At 40.8% G+C, this 25,154-nt stretch carries 23 protein-coding genes, 5 tRNA genes and 1 riboswitch; of the genes, 13 read left to right on the forward strand and 15 right to left on the reverse strand.

What is annotated here, in order from left to right; genetic code table 11:
• The first annotated feature begins 1 nt into the window (after nucleotide 1).
• The 6 genes from BW961_RS10685 to BW961_RS10710 all read left to right on the forward strand — a co-directional run bounded on the left by BW961_RS10685 (nucleotide 2) and on the right by BW961_RS10710 (nucleotide 1,896).
• A tRNA-Asp gene (locus BW961_RS10685) sits at nucleotides 2-79 on the forward strand.
• A 10-nt stretch (nucleotides 80-89) separates the two neighbouring features.
• Nucleotides 90-165: transfer RNA gene (locus BW961_RS10690), tRNA-Lys, on the forward strand.
• 13 nt (nucleotides 166-178) lie between these two features.
• Nucleotides 179-263 (forward strand) — tRNA-Leu (locus BW961_RS10695).
• Between the two features lie 54 nt (nucleotides 264-317).
• Nucleotides 318-391, forward strand: a tRNA-Pro gene (locus BW961_RS10700).
• Nucleotides 392-403: 12 nt separating this feature from the next.
• Nucleotides 404-474 (forward strand) — tRNA-Gly (locus BW961_RS10705).
• 435 nt (nucleotides 475-909) lie between these two features.
• Nucleotides 910-1,896 (forward strand): Gfo/Idh/MocA family protein, encoded by a 987-nt coding sequence (locus tag BW961_RS10710; RefSeq protein WP_068587318.1) that lies wholly within the window; start codon nucleotides 910-912, stop codon nucleotides 1,894-1,896.
• Nucleotides 1,897-2,117: 221 nt separating this feature from the next.
• Here BW961_RS10710 and thiE read toward each other — a convergent pair whose 3' ends face one another.
• The 7 genes from thiE to BW961_RS10745 form a co-directional block, all read right to left on the reverse strand.
• Complete coding sequence (thiE, locus tag BW961_RS10715) at nucleotides 2,118-2,774, reverse strand: thiamine phosphate synthase (protein WP_068586691.1); 657 nt, start codon at nucleotides 2,772-2,774, stop codon at nucleotides 2,118-2,120.
• Nucleotides 2,767-3,585 (reverse strand): bifunctional hydroxymethylpyrimidine kinase/phosphomethylpyrimidine kinase, encoded by an 819-nt coding sequence (gene thiD / locus BW961_RS10720; protein ID WP_068586695.1) that lies wholly within the window; start codon nucleotides 3,583-3,585, stop codon nucleotides 2,767-2,769. The genes thiE and thiD overlap by 8 nt, the downstream gene beginning before the upstream one ends.
• Nucleotides 3,582-4,379, reverse strand: coding sequence for a hydroxyethylthiazole kinase (thiM, locus tag BW961_RS10725; protein WP_068586697.1), 798 nt, complete (start codon nucleotides 4,377-4,379; stop codon nucleotides 3,582-3,584). Before thiM ends, thiD begins: the two co-directional genes overlap by 4 nt.
• A 24-nt stretch (nucleotides 4,380-4,403) precedes the next feature.
• Nucleotides 4,404-5,447, reverse strand: a complete 1,044-nt coding sequence (locus BW961_RS10730) for an ABC transporter substrate-binding protein (RefSeq protein WP_139331611.1) — start codon at nucleotides 5,445-5,447, stop codon at nucleotides 4,404-4,406.
• Entirely contained in the window at nucleotides 5,444-6,220 is a 777-nt protein-coding gene (locus BW961_RS10735; protein ID WP_068586700.1) for an ABC transporter permease, read from the reverse strand. Before BW961_RS10735 ends, BW961_RS10730 begins: the two co-directional genes overlap by 4 nt.
• Nucleotides 6,201-6,977, reverse strand: coding sequence for an ABC transporter ATP-binding protein (locus BW961_RS10740; RefSeq protein ID WP_068587322.1), 777 nt, complete (start codon nucleotides 6,975-6,977; stop codon nucleotides 6,201-6,203). The genes BW961_RS10735 and BW961_RS10740 overlap by 20 nt, the downstream gene beginning before the upstream one ends.
• Before the next feature lie 96 nt (nucleotides 6,978-7,073).
• A riboswitch (TPP riboswitch) is annotated at nucleotides 7,074-7,177 on the reverse strand.
• Nucleotides 7,178-7,274: 97 nt separating this feature from the next.
• Complete coding sequence (locus BW961_RS10745) at nucleotides 7,275-7,805, reverse strand: helix-turn-helix domain-containing protein (RefSeq protein WP_068586703.1); 531 nt, start codon at nucleotides 7,803-7,805, stop codon at nucleotides 7,275-7,277.
• A 156-nt stretch (nucleotides 7,806-7,961) separates the two neighbouring features.
• On the opposite strand from BW961_RS10745, the gene BW961_RS10750 reads away from it, so the two are divergent.
• Nucleotides 7,962-8,822, forward strand: a complete 861-nt coding sequence (locus tag BW961_RS10750) for a VOC family protein (protein WP_068586705.1) — start codon at nucleotides 7,962-7,964, stop codon at nucleotides 8,820-8,822.
• A gap of 109 nt (nucleotides 8,823-8,931) precedes the next feature.
• Here the strand turns inward: BW961_RS10750 and BW961_RS10755 are convergent, their stop codons facing one another.
• From BW961_RS10755 to qoxA, 5 genes are all read right to left on the reverse strand, one after another.
• A complete protein-coding gene (locus BW961_RS10755; RefSeq protein ID WP_068586708.1) occupies nucleotides 8,932-9,168 on the reverse strand; it encodes a DUF6953 family protein in 237 nt (78 codons plus the stop codon).
• 97 nt (nucleotides 9,169-9,265) lie between these two features.
• The gene (qoxD, locus tag BW961_RS10760) at nucleotides 9,266-9,553 is read right to left on the reverse strand and encodes a cytochrome aa3 quinol oxidase subunit IV (RefSeq protein ID WP_068587323.1); all 288 of its coding nucleotides are present in this window, start codon (nucleotides 9,551-9,553) and stop codon (nucleotides 9,266-9,268) included.
• Nucleotides 9,554-9,557: 4 nt separating this feature from the next.
• Nucleotides 9,558-10,154, reverse strand: a complete 597-nt coding sequence (locus tag BW961_RS10765; protein ID WP_068586711.1) for a cytochrome (ubi)quinol oxidase subunit III — start codon at nucleotides 10,152-10,154, stop codon at nucleotides 9,558-9,560.
• Nucleotides 10,151-12,094, reverse strand: coding sequence for a cytochrome aa3 quinol oxidase subunit I (gene qoxB / locus BW961_RS10770; RefSeq protein ID WP_068586714.1), 1,944 nt, complete (start codon nucleotides 12,092-12,094; stop codon nucleotides 10,151-10,153). Before qoxB ends, BW961_RS10765 begins: the two co-directional genes overlap by 4 nt.
• Nucleotides 12,095-12,157: 63 nt before the next feature.
• The gene (gene qoxA / locus BW961_RS10775) at nucleotides 12,158-13,183 is read right to left on the reverse strand and encodes a cytochrome aa3 quinol oxidase subunit II (protein WP_068586718.1); all 1,026 of its coding nucleotides are present in this window, start codon (nucleotides 13,181-13,183) and stop codon (nucleotides 12,158-12,160) included.
• Between the two features lie 446 nt (nucleotides 13,184-13,629).
• On the opposite strand from qoxA, the gene BW961_RS10780 reads away from it, so the two are divergent.
• The 4 genes from BW961_RS10780 to BW961_RS10795 all read left to right on the forward strand — a co-directional run bounded on the left by BW961_RS10780 (nucleotide 13,630) and on the right by BW961_RS10795 (nucleotide 19,554).
• Complete coding sequence (locus BW961_RS10780; RefSeq protein ID WP_068586721.1) at nucleotides 13,630-15,372, forward strand: ABC transporter ATP-binding protein; 1,743 nt, start codon at nucleotides 13,630-13,632, stop codon at nucleotides 15,370-15,372.
• Nucleotides 15,353-17,191, forward strand: coding sequence for an ABC transporter ATP-binding protein (locus BW961_RS10785; protein WP_068586725.1), 1,839 nt, complete (start codon nucleotides 15,353-15,355; stop codon nucleotides 17,189-17,191). Before BW961_RS10780 ends, BW961_RS10785 begins: the two co-directional genes overlap by 20 nt.
• 86 nt (nucleotides 17,192-17,277) lie before the next feature.
• Nucleotides 17,278-18,822 carry a sensor domain-containing diguanylate cyclase gene (locus BW961_RS10790; protein WP_170878554.1) on the forward strand — a complete coding sequence of 515 codons (1,545 nt, stop codon included), beginning with the start codon at nucleotides 17,278-17,280 and terminating at the stop codon, nucleotides 18,820-18,822.
• A 36-nt stretch (nucleotides 18,823-18,858) separates the two neighbouring features.
• On the forward strand, nucleotides 18,859-19,554 hold the full coding sequence (locus BW961_RS10795) for an HAD family hydrolase (protein WP_244555932.1): 696 nt from the start codon (nucleotides 18,859-18,861) through the stop codon (nucleotides 19,552-19,554).
• 140 nt (nucleotides 19,555-19,694) lie between these two features.
• On the opposite strand, the gene BW961_RS10800 is transcribed toward BW961_RS10795, so the two are convergent.
• From BW961_RS10800 to BW961_RS10810, 3 genes are read right to left on the reverse strand one after another with little or no spacing between them, the layout of a single operon-like run.
• Nucleotides 19,695-21,380, reverse strand: coding sequence for a CotH kinase family protein (locus BW961_RS10800; protein WP_068586729.1), 1,686 nt, complete (start codon nucleotides 21,378-21,380; stop codon nucleotides 19,695-19,697).
• 21 nt (nucleotides 21,381-21,401) lie between these two features.
• Nucleotides 21,402-22,130, reverse strand: a complete 729-nt coding sequence (locus BW961_RS10805) for a DUF4956 domain-containing protein (RefSeq protein ID WP_068586732.1) — start codon at nucleotides 22,128-22,130, stop codon at nucleotides 21,402-21,404.
• Nucleotides 22,130-22,837: a polyphosphate polymerase domain-containing protein gene (locus BW961_RS10810; RefSeq protein WP_068586734.1), complete on the reverse strand. Its 708-nt coding sequence runs from the start codon at nucleotides 22,835-22,837 to the stop codon at nucleotides 22,130-22,132. The genes BW961_RS10805 and BW961_RS10810 overlap by 1 nt, the downstream gene beginning before the upstream one ends.
• A gap of 231 nt (nucleotides 22,838-23,068) precedes the next feature.
• On the opposite strand from BW961_RS10810, the gene BW961_RS10815 reads away from it, so the two are divergent.
• Together BW961_RS10815 and BW961_RS10820 are read left to right on the forward strand one after the other, a co-directional pair.
• Nucleotides 23,069-24,298, forward strand: coding sequence for a purple acid phosphatase family protein (locus BW961_RS10815; protein WP_076576807.1), 1,230 nt, complete (start codon nucleotides 23,069-23,071; stop codon nucleotides 24,296-24,298).
• A 176-nt stretch (nucleotides 24,299-24,474) separates the two neighbouring features.
• Nucleotides 24,475-25,077: a DUF2087 domain-containing protein gene (locus tag BW961_RS10820; protein ID WP_068586736.1), complete on the forward strand. Its 603-nt coding sequence runs from the start codon at nucleotides 24,475-24,477 to the stop codon at nucleotides 25,075-25,077.
• Nucleotides 25,078-25,154: the final 77 nt, after the last annotated feature.

Raw genomic sequence — 25,154 nt, forward strand, 5'->3', positions numbered from 1 at the left:
TGGAACCGTGGTGTAGTTGGCCTAACATGCCTGCCTGTCACGCAGGAGATCGCGGGTTCGAATCCCGTCGGTTCCGCCATTTTTACTAAGGGACATTAGCTCAGTTGGTAGAGCACCTGACTCTTAATCAGGGTGTCGAAGGTTCAAGCCCTTCATGTCCCACCATATTTTTCATTGTGCGCGTGTGGCGGAATTGGCAGACGCACTAGACTTAGGATCTAGCGTTTCACGACGTGGGGGTTCAAGTCCCTCCACGCGCACCATTTTTTATCGAAGTAGCATAAAGGTATCATTACCGAATATCTATTTCAAAGCATCGGGACGTAGCTCAGCTTGGTAGAGCACCTGGTTTGGGTCCAGGGGGTCGCATGTTCAAATCGTGTCGTCCCGATATTTTAAGTATGCGGGTGTAGTTCAATGGTAGAACTTCAGCCTTCCAAGCTGATAGCGTGGGTTCGATTCCCATCACCCGCTTAATGATTCATAAGTAAATGAATAAGTAATAAACAAAAAGAGCTGCGAAAATTCGTGGCTCTTTTTGTTTAACCAAGTACGTCGAAGCCTAGTATAAATACGACATAGCTTTATATGACCAAGGATAATGGGAGTGAGCCATGGTAATAGTCAGAGAAGTATGATGAAAGAGTATATTAAAGAGATGGAAATGACGGTTCCTATTTCGCCATAATATTGATACAATTACTATACTTGAATATAAGGAGGATACCTGAGTAGGGCATCCTCTTTTTTGGTAATTATATTAGCTTACTTATATACAAAGGATGGAACCCTTATACTAGGGGGAACAGCTCTTTTGAAATATCAAAATGTATGTGGTACAAAACTTACTGTGTATACAAATGGAGTATGAATATGATCTTATAAGAAAAGGAAGCGGTGATCACTGTGATACGATTTGGAATCATTGGAACCAGTTGGATAACGGAACGGTTCATTCTAGCTGGAAGGGAGTCGGAGGAATTTACCTTGAGTGCCATCTACTCTCGAACAGAAGAGAAAGGTAACGTATTTGCTACTAAATATAATATTCCAATGGTCTATACAAACTTGGAAGAGATGGTCTCAAGTAATGAAATAGACGCTGTCTATATTGCGAGTCCGAATTCATCCCATGCGAAGCAAGCAATTATATGTATGAATCATGGTAAACATGTCTTATGTGAGAAGCCTATGGCATCGAATGTGAGAGAGATGCAAGAAATGATTGATACAGCACAGAAGAATGATGTTCTCTTGATGGAGGCTATGAAATCGACACTCATGCCGTCTTTTAAAATAATGAAGGACAACTTATATAAGATTGGTAGGATACGTCGCTATTTCGCAAGTTTCTGTCGTTATTCTTCAAGTTACGAGGAACTAGAGAAGGGGAATATTCCAAATGTCTTCAATCTATCTTATTCCAATGGTTCTTTAATGGATTTGGGTGTCTACTGTATCTATCCAATGGTGACTCTTTTCGGTAAGCCTCAATCTGTTAAAGCTACGGGTGTATTACTATCAACTGGGGCTGATGGAGAAGGAAGTATGGTCATGCAATATGGGAAGATGGACGCTGTTATCATGCATTCCAAAATAGCGGATTCTTTTTTACCTATAGAAATTCAGGGTGAGAATGGGACGATGGTTATTGATAAAATCAGCTCACCAGAAGATGTTAAAATTCATTATGGGGATGGTACGATTGAAGATCTAAACCAACCAGATATACATAAACCGATGTATTATGAGATTCAAGAATTTATAGAATTAATTCAGCTTGGTCAACGAGAAAGTTCTGTAAATACTTTAGCCAACTCGTTAGCCGTTGCGGAAATAATGGAGGAAGTTAGAAGACAGATGGGAGTTAAGTATCCTGCGGATCTTTTGAAATAGGAATGTGAAGAACAATTACTGGCGTTCTGAAGAGATGTACATGATTATCTGATGAGTTCATATGGATCATATTGAGTAAAATAAGTGAACTGAATGAATTGAATTATGAAACGAATGTACGAATAAATGAATAATTGTCTACGTCTATTATCATTAGTAGCGATAGAAGGGTACTTTAACATACATTGAGTACCCTTTTTCTGCTGTATTGGTATAACAAGTTAAATATTTAAATTTTGATTGAAAAGTGCTGTTGCATTTCTAACGGAAGCTGCGCTAGCAATGGCTGAGATGACAGATATACCATCTGCGCCAGCCTGGATGACATCTGCAGCATTATCGATGGTGATGCCCCCAATGCCTACTAGGGGAATATCAATACCCTTAATGCGTAACTTTTGAATAAGGCGAGTACCTAGAACTGCCTTAGCATCCGGTTTGGATTGTGTTGGATAGATCGGACCTATTCCCAAGTAGTTAGCTCCATCTTGTATGGCTTGTTCAGCCTCGGATATCGTATGAGCAGAGACACCGATGATGGCATGTGAGCCTAGTTGTTTACGTATAATGCTTGCAGATTCATCATCCTGCCCAACATGGACTCCATCTGCCCTAATTGCGATAGCTAAATTGATATCATCATTCACGATGAAAGGGATATGATGTTCCCGGCATAACTTCAGAAGCTGCTGGGCTAATTCAAGCTTAGCTTGACCCTTTAGAGCACCAGGACCTTTTTCACGATATTGAAATAAAGTAATTCCTCCTGCAATCGCCTCAGACAATACGTCCACGGGGTGCCTCTGACAGTTAATACTCCCCATGATGAAATAGAGCTTAAGATGCTTTCGAATGATCTCTGCATGAATACTAGACATGTATTTCACCTCGCTGTCTTCTCTGATAAGCAAAATGGTTCGTAGGTCCATGACCCGATCCCATTCCTAGTTGATCCTCAATCGCCGATTGGATGAATAATTTAGCTATTTGAACGGCTTCATGCACAGATTTTCCTTTTGCTAATTCTGCTGTTATCGCAGCTGAGTAGGTGCATCCTGTACCATGAGTATGTCTCGTCTCAATTCGTAAGTTCTCCATATAGAGATAATTCTCTCCGTCATAGAGTAGGTCTATGATTTGATCCGTTGAAGCATCGTGTCCGCCTTTCATAACAACATATTGACTACCCATCTGAACGATGACTTTGGCTGCTTCTTCTCGATCACTCAAAGTTCGAATAGACATTCCGGTTAGGATTTCTGCTTCGGGTAAGTTGGGCGTAGTGACTAGAGCAAGGGGGAGTAGATCTGTAATGACGGATTGAACGGCTTCTTGTTGCAAAAGAGGGGAGCCACCTTTGGCGACCATGACAGGGTCAATAACTAAGTTCCGCCAATGATAATGCCGTACTTTGTCAGCTACGATACGAATAATCTCTTTACTAAATAACATCCCCGTCTTCACTGCATCAGGAGCTAAATCACTACCGATGGAGTCTAATTGCATTGCAATGGCATCTGCGCTTGAGGGAAAGACCCCTTGAACGCCTAACGTGTTCTGCGCAGTGATAGCTGTGACTGTAGTCATTCCATACACGCCTAGTTCTTGAAATGTCTTTAAATCTGCCTGGATGCCAGCACCACCACCACTGTCAGAACCTGCTATAGTCAAAGCTTTAAATATAGTCATGATGTGACCTTGTGAATATTTGATCTTTGTTGGACAACTTCTGGGGTAACCAATGCTAATTGATTCAGGAATTCAATCTGAAAACTACCAGGTCCTTGAGCAACTGTCTTCTCAGCAGCGATTTCTGCGGCGATACCATAGAATGCAACGGCCTCGGTAACAGATTCAAGGGCTTGTTGTTGACCCACACTTAAAAAAGCAGCGATTACAGATCCAAGTAAACAACCGCAGCCCGTCACTTTTGTCATAATCGGGTGGCCATTACTCACGAGATAAGTCGTATGTCCGTCCGTAATCACATCATCCGCACCCGTAATTACAACAATACAACCTAACGTTTGAGATGCTTTTTGCGCGAGTTGAATCACGTTACCTTCACCGGCACCTGCATCAACGCCTTTAATGGACCAGTTCTCACCAATAACATGGGCTACCTCAGCAACATTCCCACGTAGGACGGTAAGCTTGATTTCCTGAGTTATTAGTTGTGCTATAGCTGTACGATAGGAAGTAGCGCCTGCACCGACTGGATCAAATACGATGGGCACGTTGCGCTCATTTGATGATTTACCTGCAATGAGGATGGAGTTCACAATACTTTCATTGAGAGTTCCCATGTTAAAAAGCGCAGCATCTGCGATCGTAGCTATATCTGCTACTTCTTCAATACCATCTGCCATAAAAGGAGAGGCACCCAAGGCTAGTAGCCCATTGGCTGTGAAATTGGTAACAACAGCATTGGTGATGTTGTGTACAAGTGGATTCTTGTTACGTAATTTTTGTAGAAAGGTCATGATTGAATTCCTCCTTGGATTGAATTAGAGATTGATAAATGCATCGTTAGTGTTAATCGAATTCGATAATAGCTTATTCGTCATGAGCCATTGATTAACGTTCTCCCATGATACTGGTGCTTGATATCCGAAAGGTTGATCCATAGCATCCATAAGGGGTAATAGAATCTGTAAACTCTTCGTTTCTATTTCTTTGTCTAGAGGTGATGTTTGATCTTCATGTTCGAAAAGAACGGATAGCGCTTGGTCAGGGTGCTGTTGTACATATTGTTGTCCTTCTCGAATGGCTGTAACAAACTTGGTAAGTAATTCTGTCTTGTCTTTCAAGCCTTGGTCGCTAGCGACGAGTACAAGCTCATAATAATCGGGTACACCATATTCCGTTGGATTTAGAGAGACCATAGGGTGACCTTGCTTAGCTAGGATCAGTTGTTCATGATTAATGAAACCACCCATGATCGCATCAACCTTGGATGTTGCAATGGCAGGAATCAGATCATAGCCTACATCGATCATATTGACGTTCTCAGAGGCGCCTCCATCGTTCTTAATCATCGTATGTACCATAGCTTCATATAAAGGAATGGAAGAGTATCCGACGTTTGCACCGATTAGATCTTTAGGCGATTTGACCTTTCCACCAACAGGCACCATAAGATGATTAAGGGGATGTCTAACGATAGCAGCTATTGATTTAACGGGAATATTTTCTCCACGGGCCATAAGGACTTGAGGTTGATAGCTAAGGGCTAGATCGACTTTTCCAGCAGCCACTAGCTTTAAAGAGTCGTTGGTTTCTGCAGGCATTTGAATGTTTACTTCTAATCCTTGTTTTGCGAAATATCCATTCTTTTGTGCTGAATACAAGAAAGAGTGAACAGCATTTGGATACCAATCGAGCATGATCGAGAGTTCTTGAAGTTCTTTTTCAGAAGAAGTAGGGGGCTGAACAGAGACTTGATTTGAGTTAGCTCGGCTACTGCAAGCTGTTAGTGATAGTAGTAGGAATACAAGTAATATGGAAATCATGGATTTCGTTGAATTTATTGAGTTCTTTGTTGGGGTCATTTCGTTGATCCTCTTCTCTTAAGAATTTGTTTCTCCATAATTACAATCATCATAAATAGGGAAATACCAAGTAAAGAAAGTAACAGTATGGACGCGAACATGGCATCTGTGTGCATATTGCTCGCCATCCGTCGGCTGAAGTAACCTAAACCCTTCGTACCGCCTAACCATTCGCCAATCGTAGCGCCTACGACGCAATATACGATAGATAGCTTCAATCCTGAGAAGAAGGAAGGCAAGGCCATCGGAATCTCAATGGTTCGAAATATATCCCAGCGGTTGGCCCCCATGGTCAAGAGTAACTCGGTATAATCGCCATCGCCCTTCTTGAGGCCGTCGTATGTACTCACTACAATCGGAAAGAATGCAGTCAGGAAGACCACCGCTACTTTACTCCAAATGCTGTAACCGAACCACATGATGAAGATAGGAGATAGAGCGATTAAAGGGATGGTCTGACTAATAATGAGGAAAGGATAGAGTGTCTTCTCAAGTGGACGGAAAATATGCATGCCCACCGCTAGCATAACGCCCACAATAACAGATAGTAGAAACCCTAAAGAAACTTCCTCTAAAGTCGCAATTAAATGCTGACCAATTAATAAAGGGCTGTCTTTAATCAACGCTTGGATAATCGAGGTAGGCGCTGGGATAATAAAAGAGGGGACCCATCCTAAAGCGACAACTGCTTCCCAAGAGACTAGAAGTATTAGTAATAGAAGTACGGACCACCCATAATCATGAGCCCACTGTTTAAATAGAGGTCTTCTCATATAGTCTCTGCTCCAAGTCTTTCCTCAACTGAATAAAGTGAGGGTCGTAGTTCATCGCGTATTGCCGCGGCCTCGGTAAATTTACGTGGATCTCTTGAACAGTTTGATTATGCTCAGAGGGTAGGAGGTAGATTCGATCACTCAATAGAATCGCCTCTTCGAGATCATGTGTAATGAAGAGAATAGTCTTATGCAGATCACCCCATAAACCCAGTAACCAGCGGTGCATCTCTCTTTTGGTCATAGCGTCAAGGGCGCCGAAAGGCTCATCTAATAACAAAAGATCTTGACCCGTTATGAGCGTTCTAAGAAAAGCGACACGTTGCCGCATCCCCCCTGATAATTCATTAGGATAGCAATGTTCGTAATTCCCTAGACCGAATCGTGCTAGCATTCTCTGAATGCTAGCTATGACCTCTTCTTTGTGCCCTCTGGAAGGTTTGCGATTGAATTCCCATGGGAGTAAGCAATTATCTAGAACCGTTCTCCAGGGTAGGAGGAGGTCCTTCTGAGGCATATATGCAACTTCACCTAAGCGATTCGTTGTGCATTTCTCACCATGTATCCGTATTTCACCGCAGTTAGGTTCTAGAAGTCCAGCAATGAGCTTGAAAAGAGTGCTCTTTCCTGAACCGCTAACGCCAATAATAGAAATGAATTCACCAGCATGAACATTCATAGAGAGTCCTTGAATGATGGCTGATTCGTGTGACTGAGAATAAGAGTATGTTAAATTGTGTAGAGATAAGATGGACATGATCGCCTCGCTTTCTGCAAACAAATAAAGACCCAACCATTTCCGATAAGGAAAAAGTGGGTCCAAAAATTCAATCAGCAAGAATATGCACGAGTTGAAGATTTCGTTCCACTTCCCTCCGCTGGTATCATCCAGATCAGGTTCCAAGGGTCCGGAACGTTAAGTTCCATCTCAGTCGTTAGACTCCCCTAGTGAAATACAAGGTCTTATTCAATTCATAACCCATCAAATATAACACAATTTACAAATAAGTAAATATGTATTAAATAGGTCATACTTAATTGTAAATATGCGTCGCTAATCAGAATCGATACTGATAGAGATTAATACAATGGCAGGTTCATCACCAATATTTTTGACATAATGAGGTACACAGGCTTTCCAACTAAAAGAATCACCGGTGCTCAGCGTGGCAGAATCCTCACCTTGTTCGATGAATAAAGTGCCCTGTATGATGAAATGAAGTTCTTCACCAGCATGGGCATGAGCATCTTCTGTCGACGCACCCGCGGGCATTTCTACAAGCATCATACGCACATTGCCACGATCACTTAGATGCTCAACATGGAAGTTTTCCTTACCATGTATCGTCTTGCGCCGCTCATCTTTACGGATGATATGCATTCGTTCATCGTTCTTTAATAGCAGAAATGCAAGCGGTACGTTAAGAGCCTGTGCGATGCTATCTAATGTGGTTATGGAAGGGGAAGTTTTATTGTTCTCGACTTGACTCATAAATCCTTGTGATAATCCAGTTCGTTCGCATATTTGCTGAATAGACCAATTTTTTCTTTTGCGAATGGACCGAATATTAGAACCGATATCCAATGTAATCTCTCCTAGTCGAGCACTTTTTTTAATAATATCAAACAGTTATTGACTTGGCAAAACACTCGTGATAAATTTATTATACGAAAAATATATTTCTATTACAAATATAATTCTGATATATACACTATAGCTATTATCGAAAGGAAGATACTTATGACAAAGCAAATACATCCAAGTACTCAGATTGGACTTGTGAAAATTAAAATCAGCGATCTTAAACGTTCAGTAGCTTTTTATACCGAGGTAGTTGGGTTACGAATCTTAAGTCAAACGGAGAATATCGCTGAACTTACAGTAGACGGTAAACAACCATTATTAATATTAGAACAAATCGAGAATGCGGTGATACTACCAGAAAGAACGGTTGCTGGGTTGTACCATTTTGCAATTCTGGTACCAGATCGAGTATCACTAGGATTATCGTTGCGTAATTTGATTAAGTTCAACATAGGTGTGGGTCAAGGAGACCATCTTGTAAGCGAGGCATTGTACATTAATGATCCGGACAACAATGGTATTGAGATTTATGCGGACAGACCAAAAGAAACTTGGAAACATGGTGCTGATGGCGAGGTTGTAATGGCAACTGATCCAGTCGATATAGATGGTTTACTTGCGATCTCTGAAGGCAAGACTTGGAGCGGGTTATCTGAAGATACGATCATGGGACATGTACATTTTCATGTGTCTGATCTACAAAAGACAGAGGCATTTTATTGTGGTATTCTGGGTTTTGATGTTACTGCGCACTATGGATCTATGGCATTATTCATTTCTGCAGGAGGATACCATCACCATATTGGCTTAAACACTTGGGCAGGTGTTGGTGCTCCACCTGCACCGCATGATGCGGTAGGTCTAGATTACTTCACATTAGTCCTTCCTAATCATGAGGAACTAGACAATGTGATCGTTCAGTTGAAGGATGCAGGGATAAGTGTGAAATATATAGATGGTGGATGGTTTGTGAAGGATCCTTCTAATATTACGATTAAACTTTTGAGTCAGGGTTAAGGTGGGAGCCATCCAATGTACCAGCATTATGGTTATTGCAGTAAATGAATCACAAGGGTGCTGGAATATTTCCAGCACCCTTGTTGCATCTGTATTAAGTTCTAATGTATTAGGTCCAATACCAGAAGAATCCTTCACGATCCCAAGCTGCTCGTCCAGCATGTAACTTTTTAAAAGCCTTCTTTACATCCTTGGATATGGATTGGTTCCCATTGTCATTGACATAAATAAAAGGTTCTCCAAAATGTTCTAAAATATGCTTAACAGCCTCGGGTTGTATTAATTTACCGGAGTCCTTTAATTCACTAAGCATCCATTCAGCGACTTGTTCCGCTGTAAATTCCATGTGCATCAATCCTCACCATTTAATTGTGTAATGAAAAATGCAGCTTGCCTACAACATTGTAGGAGAAGCTGCATTTTTCATTATAATACATTCTTAATTAACTATACCAGCCCCATACGAATATGAACATCGATCCGAAGAGTGTAACCAGACCAACAAACAGTGCATAAGCGATATTGAGGTAAAGTTCTTTTTTTGTACTAGCCATTTCACTAATGTGCATGAATACAAACAGCTGCAAGGAAGCCTGAATGATGGCAGTAACTGCTAAGATTGCCATCTTAGAAGCAAAAGGAATATCAAGTAAAGCTGTTAATGCAAGGGCTGAAAGGATGAGGGAGGTTAGATAGCCCATTACATGGCGAATTGGAAATAGCTGTTTCATCATGTTACATCAGTCCTTTCAGGTAAACGAAACTAAAGATAAAGATCCATACAACGTCTAGGAAATGCCAGTAAAGAGAGAAGATAAAGGATTTATTGGCAGTAGCCAGTGTAAAGCCCTGTCTCTTGACTTGGAGTAAAATAGACGCTCCCCATAATATACCAAAGCTAACGTGAGCTCCATGTGTACCTAGTAATACGAACAAGCTAGATGTAAAGGCACTTGTCGATATGGTAGCTCCCTCGTGAACATAGGTGAAGAATTCAGTAATCTCAATTCCAAGGAATCCAAGACCCATGAGTAAGGTAAGTCCGAAAAAGATCATCATCGGCTTCTTCAAACCAAGTCGCATACTATGAACCGCAAGACCGATGGTAAAACTACTTGAAAGTAGCAAGAAAGTTTCCCATAGAACACCTGATAGTTCAAATAATTCTGTACCATTTGGACCTGTTGCATAACGATTCACTAAAACGAAATAAACGGTGAATAGGGTGGAGAAAAGAGCAATTTCTGCTCCTAAAAAGATCCAAAATCCGAAGATTTTATTACTGTTTTCTTCTGACCCGTATTCAAGCGGTTTAGTGGCATCTATTTTCATAGCGTTTCACCCCGCAATTTCTTTTCTGTTTCCATAATTTCTTCGACAGACACGGTAATTCCATGATCTCTATCGAAGGACATTGAAGCTAACACGATCAGAATAGCAATTCCAGAGATAATGGCTGGAATCCACCAGCTAAATACCAATGCGAACCCAAAGACGAAGAACACACCACCAAGAATAACTGGTTTGCCACTATTACTTGGTAAATGGATCGGTTCAATCTTACCGTCGAAGATAGGTTGGTTATCGTGCTTAGCGGACCATAACGCATCTCTACCCTTAACATTTGGAGTTACAGCGAAGTTGTATGCAGGAATTGGACTACTTGTTGCCCATTCAAGCGTACGTGCATCCCATGGATCTCCGTCCGTTTCACGTGGGCTGTAACGAATACTATAGTAAATGTTATATACCAGAATAATGAAACCGAAGGCAAGGCCTAAGGCGCCGGCAAACGATATTAAGTTAAGTGGACCAAAACCTGTTTCTGCCGAATAGGTGTACATCCGACGTGTCATTCCTTGTAAACCTAGGAAGAACAGTGGGAAGAATGTTACGTTAAAGGAAATAGCGATCCACCAGAAGGCGTGTTTCCCAAGACGTTCATTAAGCTTGAAGCCGAATACTTTCGGGAACCAATAATGGAAGCCGGCAATAACGGCAAAGACTGTACCTGGAATTAGAACGTAATGGAAATGGGCTACTAAGAACATTGTATTATGGTATTGATAATCGGCACTGGCCATAGCCAACATGACACCCGTAACACCACCGATTGTGAAGATTGGAATAAAGGCTAATGAGTAAAGCATAGGCGTCGTAAAGGTAATCTTACCCTTGCGCATGGTGAATAGCCAGTTAAAGATCTTAACTCCCGTAGGAACGGATATCGCCATGGTTGTAATGGAGAAGAATCCGTTAACCATAGCCCCTTGACCCATCGTATAGAAGTGATGCGCCCATACTAAGAAGGACAAGAGTGATATTACGACCATACTAACGACCATGGACGTATAACCATATAGGTTCTTCTTCGAGAATGTTGCGATAATTTCACTGTATATCCCGAATGCAGGAAGTATAACGATATATACTTCAGGATGTCCCCATACCCAGAATAGGTTGGCCCATAACATATCCATCCCACCATTGGACATGGTGAAGAATTGTGACCCAAAAATGCGATCAAACATCATTAAAGCAAGCGCAACAGTAAGTACTGGGAATGCGAATGCGATGATAACACTTGTGATCAGAGAAGACCACGTAAACATTGGCATACGCATAAGCTTCATGCCAGGTGCACGCATCTTAAGTATGGTTACAATGAAGTTAATCCCTGTCAACAATGTACCAATCCCTGAGATTTGTAGAGCTAGAGAGTAATAGTTATTTCCTACCGTAGGACTGAACTCTAGACTTGCAAGTGGGAAATAAGCTGACCAACCTGCGTCAGGAGATCCTCCGATAACAAACGAAAGATTTAATAACATGGCTCCTGTGAAGAATAGCCAGAAACTAATGGCATTCAAACGTGGGAATGCAACGTCTCTTGCTCCAATCTGTAGAGGAACAACGACGTTCATAATTCCAATAATAAATGGCATAGCCATAAATAGAATCATAATCAGACCATGAGTCGTAAAGATCTCGTTGTAATGTTGTGCATCCAGAAGTTTATTCTCTGGAACGGCGGTCTGAGCCCTCATCAACATGGCATCGACACCACCACGGAACAACATGATCAGAGCGGAAATAATGTACATTACTCCGATGCGTTTATGGTCAACAGTGGTTAGCCATTCACGCCATAGGTAACCCCATTTCTTAAAGTAGGTAAGACCGACGATAATCGCAATGGTAACAAGAACAATACTAGCCATTGCGCCGTAAATCATTGGTTCACCGGTAACGAAAAATTCGTCCCATTTCATTAGGATTTGACTCCTTTCAGGTTATATAATAAGCAATTAATTTGTGCAGGAAAATAAATGCTCTTATTTCCCTTTATGACTTGTATGATCGATATCTTCGGTGCTGTCCTCTGCTGGTGATTGAGGTAACGGTTCGTTCGGATTTACATTTGGTATAGCATCGAATTTTGTTTCTTCAGGATTAGCTGGAACCGGATGTTCTGCTTTGTTCTCCTGATGCTCTTTGTTACCATTCTCCATATCTGTGTGTTTCATATGATCGGAATGATCTCCTGGAGCTGGACTAAAGGAGAGATGTGTACTTGAGAATGTTTTGCGACCTACATAGGAGGTTGAAAGCAGCGTTTTAAATTCTGTTTCATCCAATTTAGAGGCTGTCGTTTTAACTTCATCAACCCATTTACCATACTCCTTAGGACTCATGGCAAGTGTTTCAAACTCCATGTGTGCAGTACCCTGTCCACTGAAGTTAGAATTTCGACCTAGATAAGAGCCTTGTTCATCGGCAACTAAATTCAAGGTGTTAACCATGTCACTCATTGCATATTTCTGTCCGGCTAATTGAGGTATCCAGAGGCTTGTGATCGGACCAAATGAATACAAGCGTAATTCGATAGGACGATTAACAGGGATGTTCAGATAATTGACTGTTTCAATCCCTTCCTCTGGATAGCTGAAATGCCACTTCCAGTTAGATGAAGATGCATAAATAACCAAAGGTTTTTGATCTTCATAACCTGCGGCTACCTTTTCAACTGCGCCTGTTGACTGCACGGTTACTACAGAAAGAACAGCTACAATGATGATTGGAATTGTGATCCAAATCGCTTCTAGCCATTTGTTTCCTTCCTCATGTGGAGGCATGTAGTCGTCTTTCGTCTTCGATCCTCTGTATTTAACCAAGAACACGACATAAAGAACATATACTACCAGTAGTACGCCTGCCATCATGGCAATTGAGAAAAGAATCGTATCGGATAATGTTCTTGCAGCAGGACCCTTAGGATCCAATACTGTGATTGAACTACATCCAGACAAGAGCAACACAAGGCTCATGAATAGTACTAATAATGATCCTCTTTTTTTCATGATGAACTCCTTCCTTTATGAACTGCATTTAAACTGATTACGGATAAACCTTATAAACAATCATAGTTCTATATTAGGAATACCTTTCAGATAAAGCAAAACCCAAAACATTGCTCTTTTACCATATTATTGTTAATTATTGTCTAACTATTTAACAAAGTGTGATGAAATTGTTACAAGGGAGCATTGATATGACATAGATCACTGTATTGACGCTGTTTTTGGCTCGTTCATAGAATGTTCATTATTTCACAAAAGTTTCTTTAATCGACACATTTGACAAGCTCTGAATTACGGAGAATTCGCTATTTACTTACATTTTTGGCTTCTTATTCGTCCTTCATTGGAATAGCATACCCAAGCAGTTGCGGCTTTAATTTGTTATAATAAGTCATATTTGAGTTGGTATAATTGTGAACGTGAGTTGGGGATATGGGGGTATAGTGATGGTTACATGTCTGTTTTATCTGAAAAAGTATCGAATATCTACCATTGCAGCCATATTAATGATGTTAATTGAGCTTTCAGTTGAATTAATACAACCCTTAATTATTTCCAAAATGATTGATGGTGGAATTAGAAATGGTGATCTTTCCATTGTGTTGCAATGGGGTGGTTTCTTGGCTGTTTGTTCTATTATTGCCTTTGTTTCTGGCATTTTAAGTTCTTTTTATGCTTCCCATGTGAGTCAAGGATTTGCATATGACTTGAGGGAGCAGTTATATGAAAAAGTACAATCGTATTCACTATCTGTATTTGACCGCTTTGCGGCCTCCTCCTTGATTACAAGATTGACCAATGATGTTACACAGCTACAGAATACTGTATTTATGGGGCTCAGAATTATGATGAGGGCACCTCTACTTGTGATCGGTAGCGTGGTAATGGCATTTGTTGTTCATGCAAAGCTTGCTCTATTATTGACGCTAACGGTTCCAGTATTACTTATCTTTTTATTGGTGGTAGTTAAGAAGGCAGGGAATCTGTTTCGAATGGTTCAAGTGAAATTGGATACTGCAAATGGCGTAATTCAGGAGAATTTGATCGGTATGCGGTTGATTCGAGTCTATGGACGTATGAAATTTGAAACGGAGCGATTTGCACGTTCAAGTCAGGAACTGATGGTTCGGACGATTACTGCTCTACGACTAACAGAACTAACGATGCCTATTATTCTTTTGATCATGAATGCGGGTATATTGGCAGTGTTATGGTTCGGACAGGTAAAGATTAGCCTCGGGGAAGCAACTATGGGGGAAGTAGTAGCTATCGTTAACTACTCGTTACGAACGACAGGTGCTTTATCCGTATTCTCTATGATTGTTGTTAACTTCTCAAGAGCTCGTGCATCGGCTCAACGTATTGCTGATGCACTCGAGACAGATAGTAATCTCTTGGGCGTGACAGACGGGAATCTGACTACATATACGATGAATGGTGCTGTGACGTTTGAGCATGTGACTTTCCAGTATCCGGATACTGCAGCTGCTGTACTGCATGATATTTCATTTGAGACTAAGCCAGGCACAACAGTTGCTATTATGGGAGCGACGGGAGCTGGGAAAACTTCACTTGTGGGACTTATCCCGCGACTATATGAGCAGAATGCAGGGGTAATTAAGATCGATGGTACCGATATATCGACCCTGAACACAGAGTATTTACGTGATTCAATCGGTTATGTGCCTCAGGAGATTATTCTCTTCACAGGTACCATTCGTGAGAATATCGCTTGGGGCAAAGAGGATGCGACTCTCGATGAGATCATTGAAGCAGCGAAATTAGCGCAAATTCATGATACGATCATTCAGTTCCCGTTGGGGTATGACACGATCTTAGGGCAAAAGGGTGTCAATCTCTCAGGTGGACAGAAACAGCGATTGACGATTGCTAGGGCGCTGGTTCGTAAACCATGCATATTATTACTTGACGATAGCACTAGCGCATTAGATGTGCGAACGGAAGCTTCATTACTACAAGCATTGAGGAACATCTCATGTACCACATTTCTTATTACACAAAAGATTAGTTCTACGCTTCACGCAGATCTCATTCTATTATTGGAAGATGGCTCCTTACTTGCGCAGGGAAGTCATGAGGAATTAATTGCAGATTGTGCTCTATATCAACGAATTTATGAATCTCAGTTCGAGAGTAGGAGGGATAGTCATGTGGAAGGAGTTAAGTGAACCATTCCGCTATCCACGACCAGGGGCGATCCAGAGGTCCAAAGGAACTGACACTACCGCTTCGGGAAAGCGAGTTAAACGTAAAGCAAAAGATGTGTCGGGAACACTGAGAAGGTTATGGATCTATCTTTCTCATCGAAAAGGTCGGCTCATATTAGTGCTTCTTATGGTACTTCTAAGCTCAGCATTGGCACTACTCGGACCCTTTATGATTGGAACAGCTATAGATACATTTATCGAACGCCCAGCAGATCGATCCTGGTTGTATTTTCTCGGTGGACTTGGAATCGTGTATGGGCTGCAGTCGCTAACGTTATGGTTGCAAAATATTTGGATGATTGGAATTGCACAGGAGACGGTATATCGAATGAGGGTAGACCTTGTCCAACATTTACATCGCTTGCCGATCCCTTTCTTCGGGAAACGTCAGCAAGGGGAGTTAATGAGTAGGGTTACCAATGATATAGATAACGTGAGCTCAACTTTGAATAGCTCTGTTATTCAAGTATTCTCTAGTGTACTTACGTTAGTGGGGACGATCATCGTTATGCTATGGCTTAGTCCGTTATTGACTTTACTGACATTTCTAGTTGTTCCATTAATGGTATTAGGTATGCGTTGGATTACATGGCGCACAGGGCCTTTATTCAAGCAACAACAGCGGAATTTGGGCGAATTAAACGGATTCGTTGAGGAGACATTATCAGGTCAACGGATTATAAAGGCTTTTTCTCAAGAGCAAAGAGTTATTAACGAATTTAGAACACGTAATGAAATGATTAAGCAGTCGGGGTTCTGGGCTCAATCGATGTCAGGGTTTATTCCTAAGTTGATGAATGCGCTCAATAACTTGAGTTTTGCCCTTATTGCTGGCGTGGGTGGATTATTAGCCATTCGTGGGACAATATCGATTGGTGTTATCGTCATATTCGTCGAGTACGCAAGACAATTCACAAGACCTCTGAATGACTTGGCCAACCAATGGAATACGATGTTGTCTGCGATTGCGGGAGCAGAGCGAGTGTTCGAAATTCTGGACGAGGAAATAGAGGCGAAGGATGAGAAAGATGCAATCACATTAAATGCAGTACAAGGGGCAGTAATTTTTTCACACGTGTCGTTTGCGTACGATCAAGGGAGAGAGACGTTGTCTGATATCAGTTTTAAGGCAGAGCCAGGAGAGATGATTGCGCTAGTTGGTCCCACAGGAGCGGGTAAAACATCTCTAATCCAATTGCTTTCTCGATTCTATGAGTTGGATCATGGGACAATTACGATTGACGGTCATGATATTACAACGATCCGGCGAGAAAATTTACGTTCTCATATGGCATTTGTATTACAAGATTCCTTCTTATTCGAAGGTACGATCCGTGATAATATCCGATACGGCAAGCTTGATGCAACGGATGAAGAAGTTGAGATGGCTGCCCGAATGGCTAATGCTCATTCGTTTATCGAGCGGATGCGAGGAGGGTATGATAAGGTACTTAAGCAGGGCGGCGCTGGTATTAGCCAAGGGCAGAAGCAATTGCTCGCAATTGCTAGAGCCATTCTCGCTAATCCTTCGATTCTAATTCTAGATGAAGCAACGAGTAGTATTGATACGGTGACGGAGATTAAGATACAAGAGGGCCTTCAGCGGTTAATGAAGGGTCGTACAAGCTTGGTTATTGCACATCGATTAAACACGATTCGGAAGGCCGATCAAATCCTAGTATTGAAGGATGGGCATCTCCTTGAACAGGGGACGCATGAGGAACTTCTTATAGAACATGGGTTTTACAACAGCTTATATGAGGCGCAACTAAAGGGCTAACTTGATAGTTAGAAAAGTAGATTTGTTTTCATATAGATATCATATAGTATATAACTTGTACTTAAGTCAATGAAAGAGGTCACTTCGTGAGAAAACATAAAGGGTTTAAGCTTCGTACTATTCTTGGCATGTTAGTGATAGGATCTGTACTAATAACTGCTGTACTAGGTGGTTATATGGCATATATAAGTAACATTAGTTCCTTATCTTCCAGCTATCTGGAGAATAATCATAACTATGCTCAAAAGTTATCTTCTAACACTAGCGATTTATTGAATGTGATGCAGAATAATATTTCGTACATTGCCGAGATAGCAGGACAAGAGTCCTTCTCACAGAAGGACCTAGATATTGTGTATAGGGGTAATGATCAATATTTCAATTCTATCGTTATATCCAATTCAAATCGTGAGGTACGGTTTGTGAATCCGGGAGATACGGGAGTTAATGTCGGAACGCGTTTAACATCGGATGCATCTCTCCAAGCTTCTTTACTTAGAAAACCGATGATTTCTGAGCCCTATGTGGCCGTATCGGGACGTCTTATACTCATGGTCTCTGCACCGATATATAATGATAGAGGAACCTACATAGGATTTGCTGGGGGGACATTATACCTTCAAGAGGATAACGCATTAAGCAAGTTGTTAATGGAACATTTCTACGGGAATGGATCCTATGTGTATGTGTCAGATCAGCAAGGAAGACTCATATATCATCCTGTAATTGGACGTGTTAATGAAATTGTAAAGAATAATAAAGCGATTGAAAGAGGATTGTCGGGACAAAGTGGTTCTCAAAGGGTCGTTAACTCAAAAGGGAAATCATTTTTTGCAGGATTTGCATATGAACCTATTAGTGAATGGGTCATCGTGTCGCAAACACCTACTGCTATCATGGATAAGCCATTACGAGAAATGTTAATCAGCTTCTTGATGAAGGATATTCCTCTTTTTCTTATCATATTACTTATTGCAATGCGCGTTTCTTATTATATCTCCACACCGCTATACAGACTTGCACAGTTCTCAGAAGAGGCGTTTGACTCTAAAAAAGCGAATCCACCTTCGTTACCGAAGATATCATCTATTATCTATGAGGTGAATCAGCTCCATAAAAGCATGGGTAAATATTTAAACTTATTAAATGAGGAAATTCAAATCGATGGATTGACGGGTCTATCTAATCGAAAGACATTCGATTTAAACATACAAGAATGGTATGAAGAGAAGATACCATTTGCTCTGATTTTGGTGGATATGGACCATTTCAAACAAATTAATGATACTTATGGGCATGCTAGAGGAGACGAGGTATTAAAGTTTGTTGCTTCTCAACTAAAGCTTGTGGCTACGCCTGGGGATGTATGCTTTCGTTATGGAGGAGAGGAATTCGGGATCTTAGTTAAATATGCTGAAAGACAATCTGTGATGGATATGGCAGAACTTTTGCGTAAAAAGATAGCTGAATCGGAATGTCCCAACGGTGGTAAGGGGATTACGATATCGATTGGAGTAGCCTTATCTGATACCTTGTCAGGTGGACCGGAAAAGGTGATAGAGTTCGCAGATCAAGCTCTATATCAATCCAAAAAAGAAGGTAGGAATAGGACGAATATCTACGAAGATTGAGCAGGGGATATATGTTTTCGTTAAGGATATTCGAAGTTGAATGAAGAAGGGGCGATTTTATCTATGATTAAAGCACTGATCTTTGATTTTGACGGTACGATTATTGATACTGAAACGGCATGGTACATAGCTTTTAGAGAGGCGTATATGGAATATGGTGTTGACCTGACACGTGAATTGTATTCCCAGTGTATTGGTACTAGCCTAGATGGCTTTAATCCGTATGAATATTTAATTACAGAGAAGAAACTTCCCATCGACCAAGATTCCTTCCGAAAGTCTGTTGATCTACGTCATACTAAACTTATGGAACTTGAGAAGGTTCGTCCTGGTGTATTAGAATATCTTGAAGCGGCCAAAGATGCTGGACTTAGAATCGGTTTGGCATCAAGCTCGTCGATGAAATGGGTAGGAAAATATTTAGATCAATTGAATATTCGACATTATTTCGAGTGTATTCGGACGTCTGATCATGTAACCAATGTAAAGCCTGATCCTGAATTATATATACAGACTTTAGCATGTCTTCAAGTTAAAGCGGATGAAGCGATAGCTATAGAAGATTCACTTCATGGCGCAAGGGCGGCAGCCTCCGCAGGTATGCATTGCGTGGTTACTCCTAACGAAATAACAGGCTTCATGGAATTCGATTCTGTGTTTCATAGAGCAAATAGTCTTAGCGAAGTGGACTTCGTACAACTCATTAACCATACATTTAATGATAAGAGTTAGTAATTTGCGAATAGCAGAGAGATAGCAAAATTGGAAATTTCGGAGGAAGTATATTTAATAAGAATAAGCCTGTGCGGATTGATGGTAACCATCATCCATACAGGCTTATTTTTGTTATGTTTAGCTTTTAAAGTTTAAGGTTAAAGTCTTTTCCGTTTATAGAAGGTAACGAACAACCCAGAAAGGAGAAGTACAATGAGTGTAATACCAACGGTAACGGCTTCTTTTACAGAACCTTGTGGCTGAATACTTTGTTCTCCGAAACCGCCTATTCCGCCACCCATTCCGCCTCGACCACCACCCATTCCATCGGGTCTATCGCCGCCCATGTCGCCTCCAGGGAAGCCACCACCTTGGAAATTCTGACCATCGGTAGGAGCAGTTGGAGCACCTTGAGCATTCTGACCATCGGTAGGAGCTAATTCCCCAGCTTGGGCATTTACTTCAGTTGGAGTTGCTTGTGTATTATTGCCTGCCATGGCTGGCAAATCACGTCCGCCGCCACCTCTCATGCCACCACCCTTACCGCCGCCGCTTCCTGACCCATCGCCTGAGGAAGCAATGGTACCGGCAAGTTGTTGATCTATACTACTGACTTGCGTGTCATTAATTGATATGAGCTTCGGTACCGCGCTTTGATACTCTTCATAAGTATAGAAAGAACTTGGATCTTCCTTCACGTAAGGTGAGATCATAGCGGAGACTTCCTCAACTCGTTCCTTAAATGTAGCGGAAGACAAGTAGCCCTCAGTCGCGTCTTTAATGATGTTATGATACATTTCTTTGTATTCATCAACAGCAAGAAGTTTGGCAACCAAAGGTCGTTCAGCTAAGGTGCCTTGTGTTGGTTCATCGATTAGAAGTGTTGAACTTCCTAATCCTCCAAATGCCATATTATAATCCCAAGGGAGAACTGAGAATACACCGTCATCTTCGTACAAATAATAATTTTGTTTGTTTCCACCAATATAACTATCAGTATTGTTAGTCAGGACATTCAGAGCAACATATTTCAAGGATTCCTCAACATCCAAATATTTCGCATAATCAGTGCCGTGATTCAACTCATCTAACATATCAATAAGAATATCGTCATTGGAAGTTTTGGATTTCTGGGCTAGGCCAGTATAGGACGATACTTTATCATCAATCCAGAGAAGGTCACTTCCGGTTCCAGTCATCTCTCCTTTGTATAAGGCTCCGTAAGAGTTGCCGAAATTAGATTCGAGATACTGTTCATCGACTTGCTGCACAGCTAAATAGAATCCATATAACTCATCATTCACATAAACGTTCACAAATGAATATCCAGGTGTAGGGAGTCCCATTTGTTCCGCAAGTTCGTAAGTCAGATACTCTCTCATATAACTGGCGTCACTGTAGCCGTTATTCAGATTTATTTTACTGATACCCAAAATAGTCTGGCTGGATAAATACTCATCAAAGGAGAGTTTTAGACTATATCTATCTGAATCGTCCATACTCACTACACTTCGCAAGCTTAGATTTCCTTTCGTACGAACACCGACATTATCGTAATGCATGCCATTATAATCGACAGATGCGGTTTTAATCTCTTCCGCAGAAGCATTGTCCATCATACTTTGAAAATCATCTTTATCAATCGTTATTTTGACATCTATAATCTTATCCTTAGGGAAAACCTTCGTAGCTATATCGTCATTTGCCTTCGATGTTTCGGTTGTACTCGTAACTTTGGAATTCTCTATGCTACTGGAGGTTGTAGTTGCTTCACACCCTACCATGGCTATAATGGTGACGATAGAACAGATGCATAGAAGAAGCTTCATCATTTGTGCTTTCATCTTATAAACACCTTCCCATCCTTAAGATACATAGTCGCCGCTGTAGCTAATAAGTACGGCATTCTTAACGCCGCTAATACCAGAAAGTTGATTAACAAAGCTTCCTTCTTTGTCATGAAGACGGATCTCCAATGTCATTTCAATATTTCCATTCGTTACGGTTTTTTGTTTCACATTAAATCGTTTAACGGATGTATTTAGTTGTTTATGAACAGCTAGTTCGCTTGTATCTCCGTCACAGTTCACGACAAGTAGATAAGGGGTCTCGACAGACGTTCTTTTGATAAAGAAGAACATAACTAGACCAACAATAATTGAACCAATAGCTGCTAGAGTGAAGAATCCAGCGCCAGATACAATACCGGCTGCTGCAGCCCAGAATAAGAAAATTAGATCTGTAGGATCTTTAATAGGTGTTCTGAAGCGGACAATGGAGAGTGCGCCGACCATACCGAGTGATAGTACTAGATTAGAATTAATAGCAATGATGACCATCGAAGTGACCATCGTCATCCCGATTAAAGAGACATTGAAGCTTTTAGAATATAAAATACCACTGAATACCCGTTTATAAAGAAGATAGATAAAGAAGCCAATAATAAATGAAATCGCCATAGTAATAATTATTTTGGAAATACTAATATCAGATACAAAGTTCTCGGTCACCGAGTTTTTTAGAATATCTGTAAAATTAGTCGTTGTATCATTTGGTGCTGCAGCCGCAGCTGCTGTTGTTATTGCGCTCATCATTAATAATCCTCCCAAGAGTTGGTTTTTAGAAACTTACGACACATCACATATTTCGAAGCGGATTGTCTGTTTAATCCTTCAAGCTGTAGAGCTATTCTGATATATTCGGGAATATACTCGTCGTATTTCACCTCAAGAATAATCAGATTGTCATCAATTGCACGAACACAATGTAAGTCAGGATCGAATATATCCACGGAATGTAGCCCCGTTCGAAGTTCTTTATCAAATGTAATGCGAACATTTCCATTCACACAAATAAAAGGCTCTCGAACATAATCCACAATGACCTTAGGACGTAGTAAGTTGTTCTTCATCTCTTCATGTAGTTCAATAAGTAAGGGCTTGTCTGACTGTCGTAGCACTTCATAATTTCCTGATATGAGTTCATCCGCTATTTCTCTTGTCAGTGGTTCTTTCAATTTAGCGATATAATCTCTAAATTTGATTTTCTTCTCGAAATGAATAACCGTGTCATCGTTATTGTAAATTCGAATCCGGTACTTGGCGCGGTCACTAATCCCACCCAACTTTTCATGAAGGGCCTTGTTATTAATATCATCAAAGTACAAGCTCCGAATAGCATATTCTCCATTGGGTCCAACGTGCTTATCTTGTTTAACCAAGTTTTTCAACCTTTGACGTATGATCTGGTACTGATGTTGATTGATGAAATACTTGAGTTCATTACGATATTTAAGATTCATATTGTTAATCACACCTCGTTTCTTCGTTACGCTTGATTTCATTGTATCTAGCTAATCTGATTTTTCTCTGAGCGTAAACTGAATGTAAACTGAAAATTTTTACATTGCGTTAACAAAAGGGTGTAAAATAACGCGAAATTGACTCTATGAGCCATTGAGAGGTATCGTATATGCAATACATGTATATTCATTATTAAGTGAGTGAGGATTTATGGAGGGGGAAAGGTAAAGTTGCGAAAAGAGTTCATCTGGGTCGGATTGATAGGTTTAGTAATCTTAATTATAGTAGTCGGGTTGGAATGGATGAAGGTAGGGCAGTCCGAGAAACCGAAGTCTTTAGTGATGACATTGAAGCACTCTGCACTAACGAGTCGCGCATTTACTTGGTATACGGAAAGTCCTAATACTGATTCAATATTACAACTAGTAAAAGGTTCAAATCGGGACTTCGATGGACAGGATGTGATTACGATTACCGGATCGACGTCTAAAGTGGATGTGGGGAATAATCATGTACAAGGTACTCACAAAGCTGAAGCGACTGGACTCGAACCTGGAACTGTTTATTCTTATCGTGTTGGGAGTGGAAAGGACAATGAATGGAGCACACAGGCAAGTTTCACTACGGAATCCAAGGAGATGGACGAATTCACGCTCGTCAATGTGACAGATTCGCAGGGCATAACAGAAGGGGACTTTGACCTGTGGGGAAAGACATTGAATAAAGCCTTTGAGATATTTCCAACAGCTCAATTTATCGTGCATAATGGCGATCTAACAGAGGAACCTGAGGATGAGGTTGCTTGGGATCATTTCTTTGGAAAAGCGACAAAGTGGCTAACACGAGTACCATTCATGCCTGTCACGGGGAATCATGATGAAGTGAATGGTGTAGCAGACCGGTATACATCTCATTTCAATTTACCTGATAATGGAGCAGAAGGATCTATAGTCGGAACAACCTATTCATTCGATTACGGTTCCGCTCACATTGTTGTATTGAATACAGAGTCTAATATTAAAGAGCAGACGAAGTGGTTGAAGAAAGATCTCGCAGGGACGGATAAGCCGTGGAAAATTATAGCTATGCACAGAGGAGCTTATGGCGGTAAAACCTATAATAAAGTAGAAGATTGGGTGTCTATTTTCGACCAGTACGAAGTAGATCTTGTATTACAGGGTCATAATCATGAGTATTCTCGTTCTTATCCTTTGAGAGATGGCAAGATAGTTGGCGATGGTGGAAACATCGTGAACGATCGTGAAGGGACAGTATATGTTGTTACGAATACAGCAGGACAGAAGTTCAATGAGAAGAAGGATGATCAATTCTATCATCAGGTGCATTTTCAAAATCAGAAGCAGATGTTTGCTGGGGTTACGATTCAAGCGGACACGTTGACCTTTCAGGCATATGATGTCGATGGGGAAAAGTTAGACGAGTTGGTCATACAGCATTGATGATTTGGTTTGATGCTATTTAAGAGTGATGGATCGCTCAACATAAATAACCAGAAGATGAACCTATCTTCTGGTTATTTCTTCTGTTGACAATCATGAACGATGACATTATTATGTAATTTAACAAGTATCTAATTAGAAGATTGTTAAATTAGATAGAAGGGAGCGCACGATTCATGCAACTCGATAAGATCGTCAGCTATCATAAAGCACTTGCAGATCCAACACGGATAAAAATACTAATCATTCTGGCTGAGGGCGAACGTAATGGTCAAGTCTTAGCTGAGAAGCTTCATGTGACGCCAGCTACCATTACACACCATGCTACCAAATTACGTGAAGCAAGTCTGATTAATGAGCGCAGAGATAAGAACACGATCTATTTTTTGTTAAATGATTATTTCATCCACAATAATGCAACGGCAATCGTAGAACTGATATACAGAAATGTTGGGAACAAGAAGGAGGTAGACGCAATGGAAGAAACTCATAAGAAACTGCAAGAATCGGTTATTAACAATTTCTTTACGGCGGAAGGGAAATTAAAGCAGATACCAGCGCAGCTTAAGAAGAAATTAATCGTTCTAGAGCATTTAGTCAGTCAGTTGGAGGAAGGGAGAAAATACACGGAGAAGGAAATAAATCACTTCATTAAACCCGTTCATGAAGATTTTGCAACGATACGCAGAGAGTTTATTATGCATCAATTCATGTATAGGGAAAATGAGATTTATGAATTAAATCCGAGGGAATTATGGGCAAGGTGGGAGACTCTGTAGTAAAATGATTACAACGGCTTCCAATTACATATGACAAGCCAGATGCGACAAGGATTGATCATTCATCCATCAATATC

This window comes from Paenibacillus macquariensis (assembly GCF_900156375.1).
GTDB classification, from domain to species: domain Bacteria; phylum Bacillota; class Bacilli; order Paenibacillales; family Paenibacillaceae; genus Paenibacillus_AQ; species Paenibacillus_AQ macquariensis.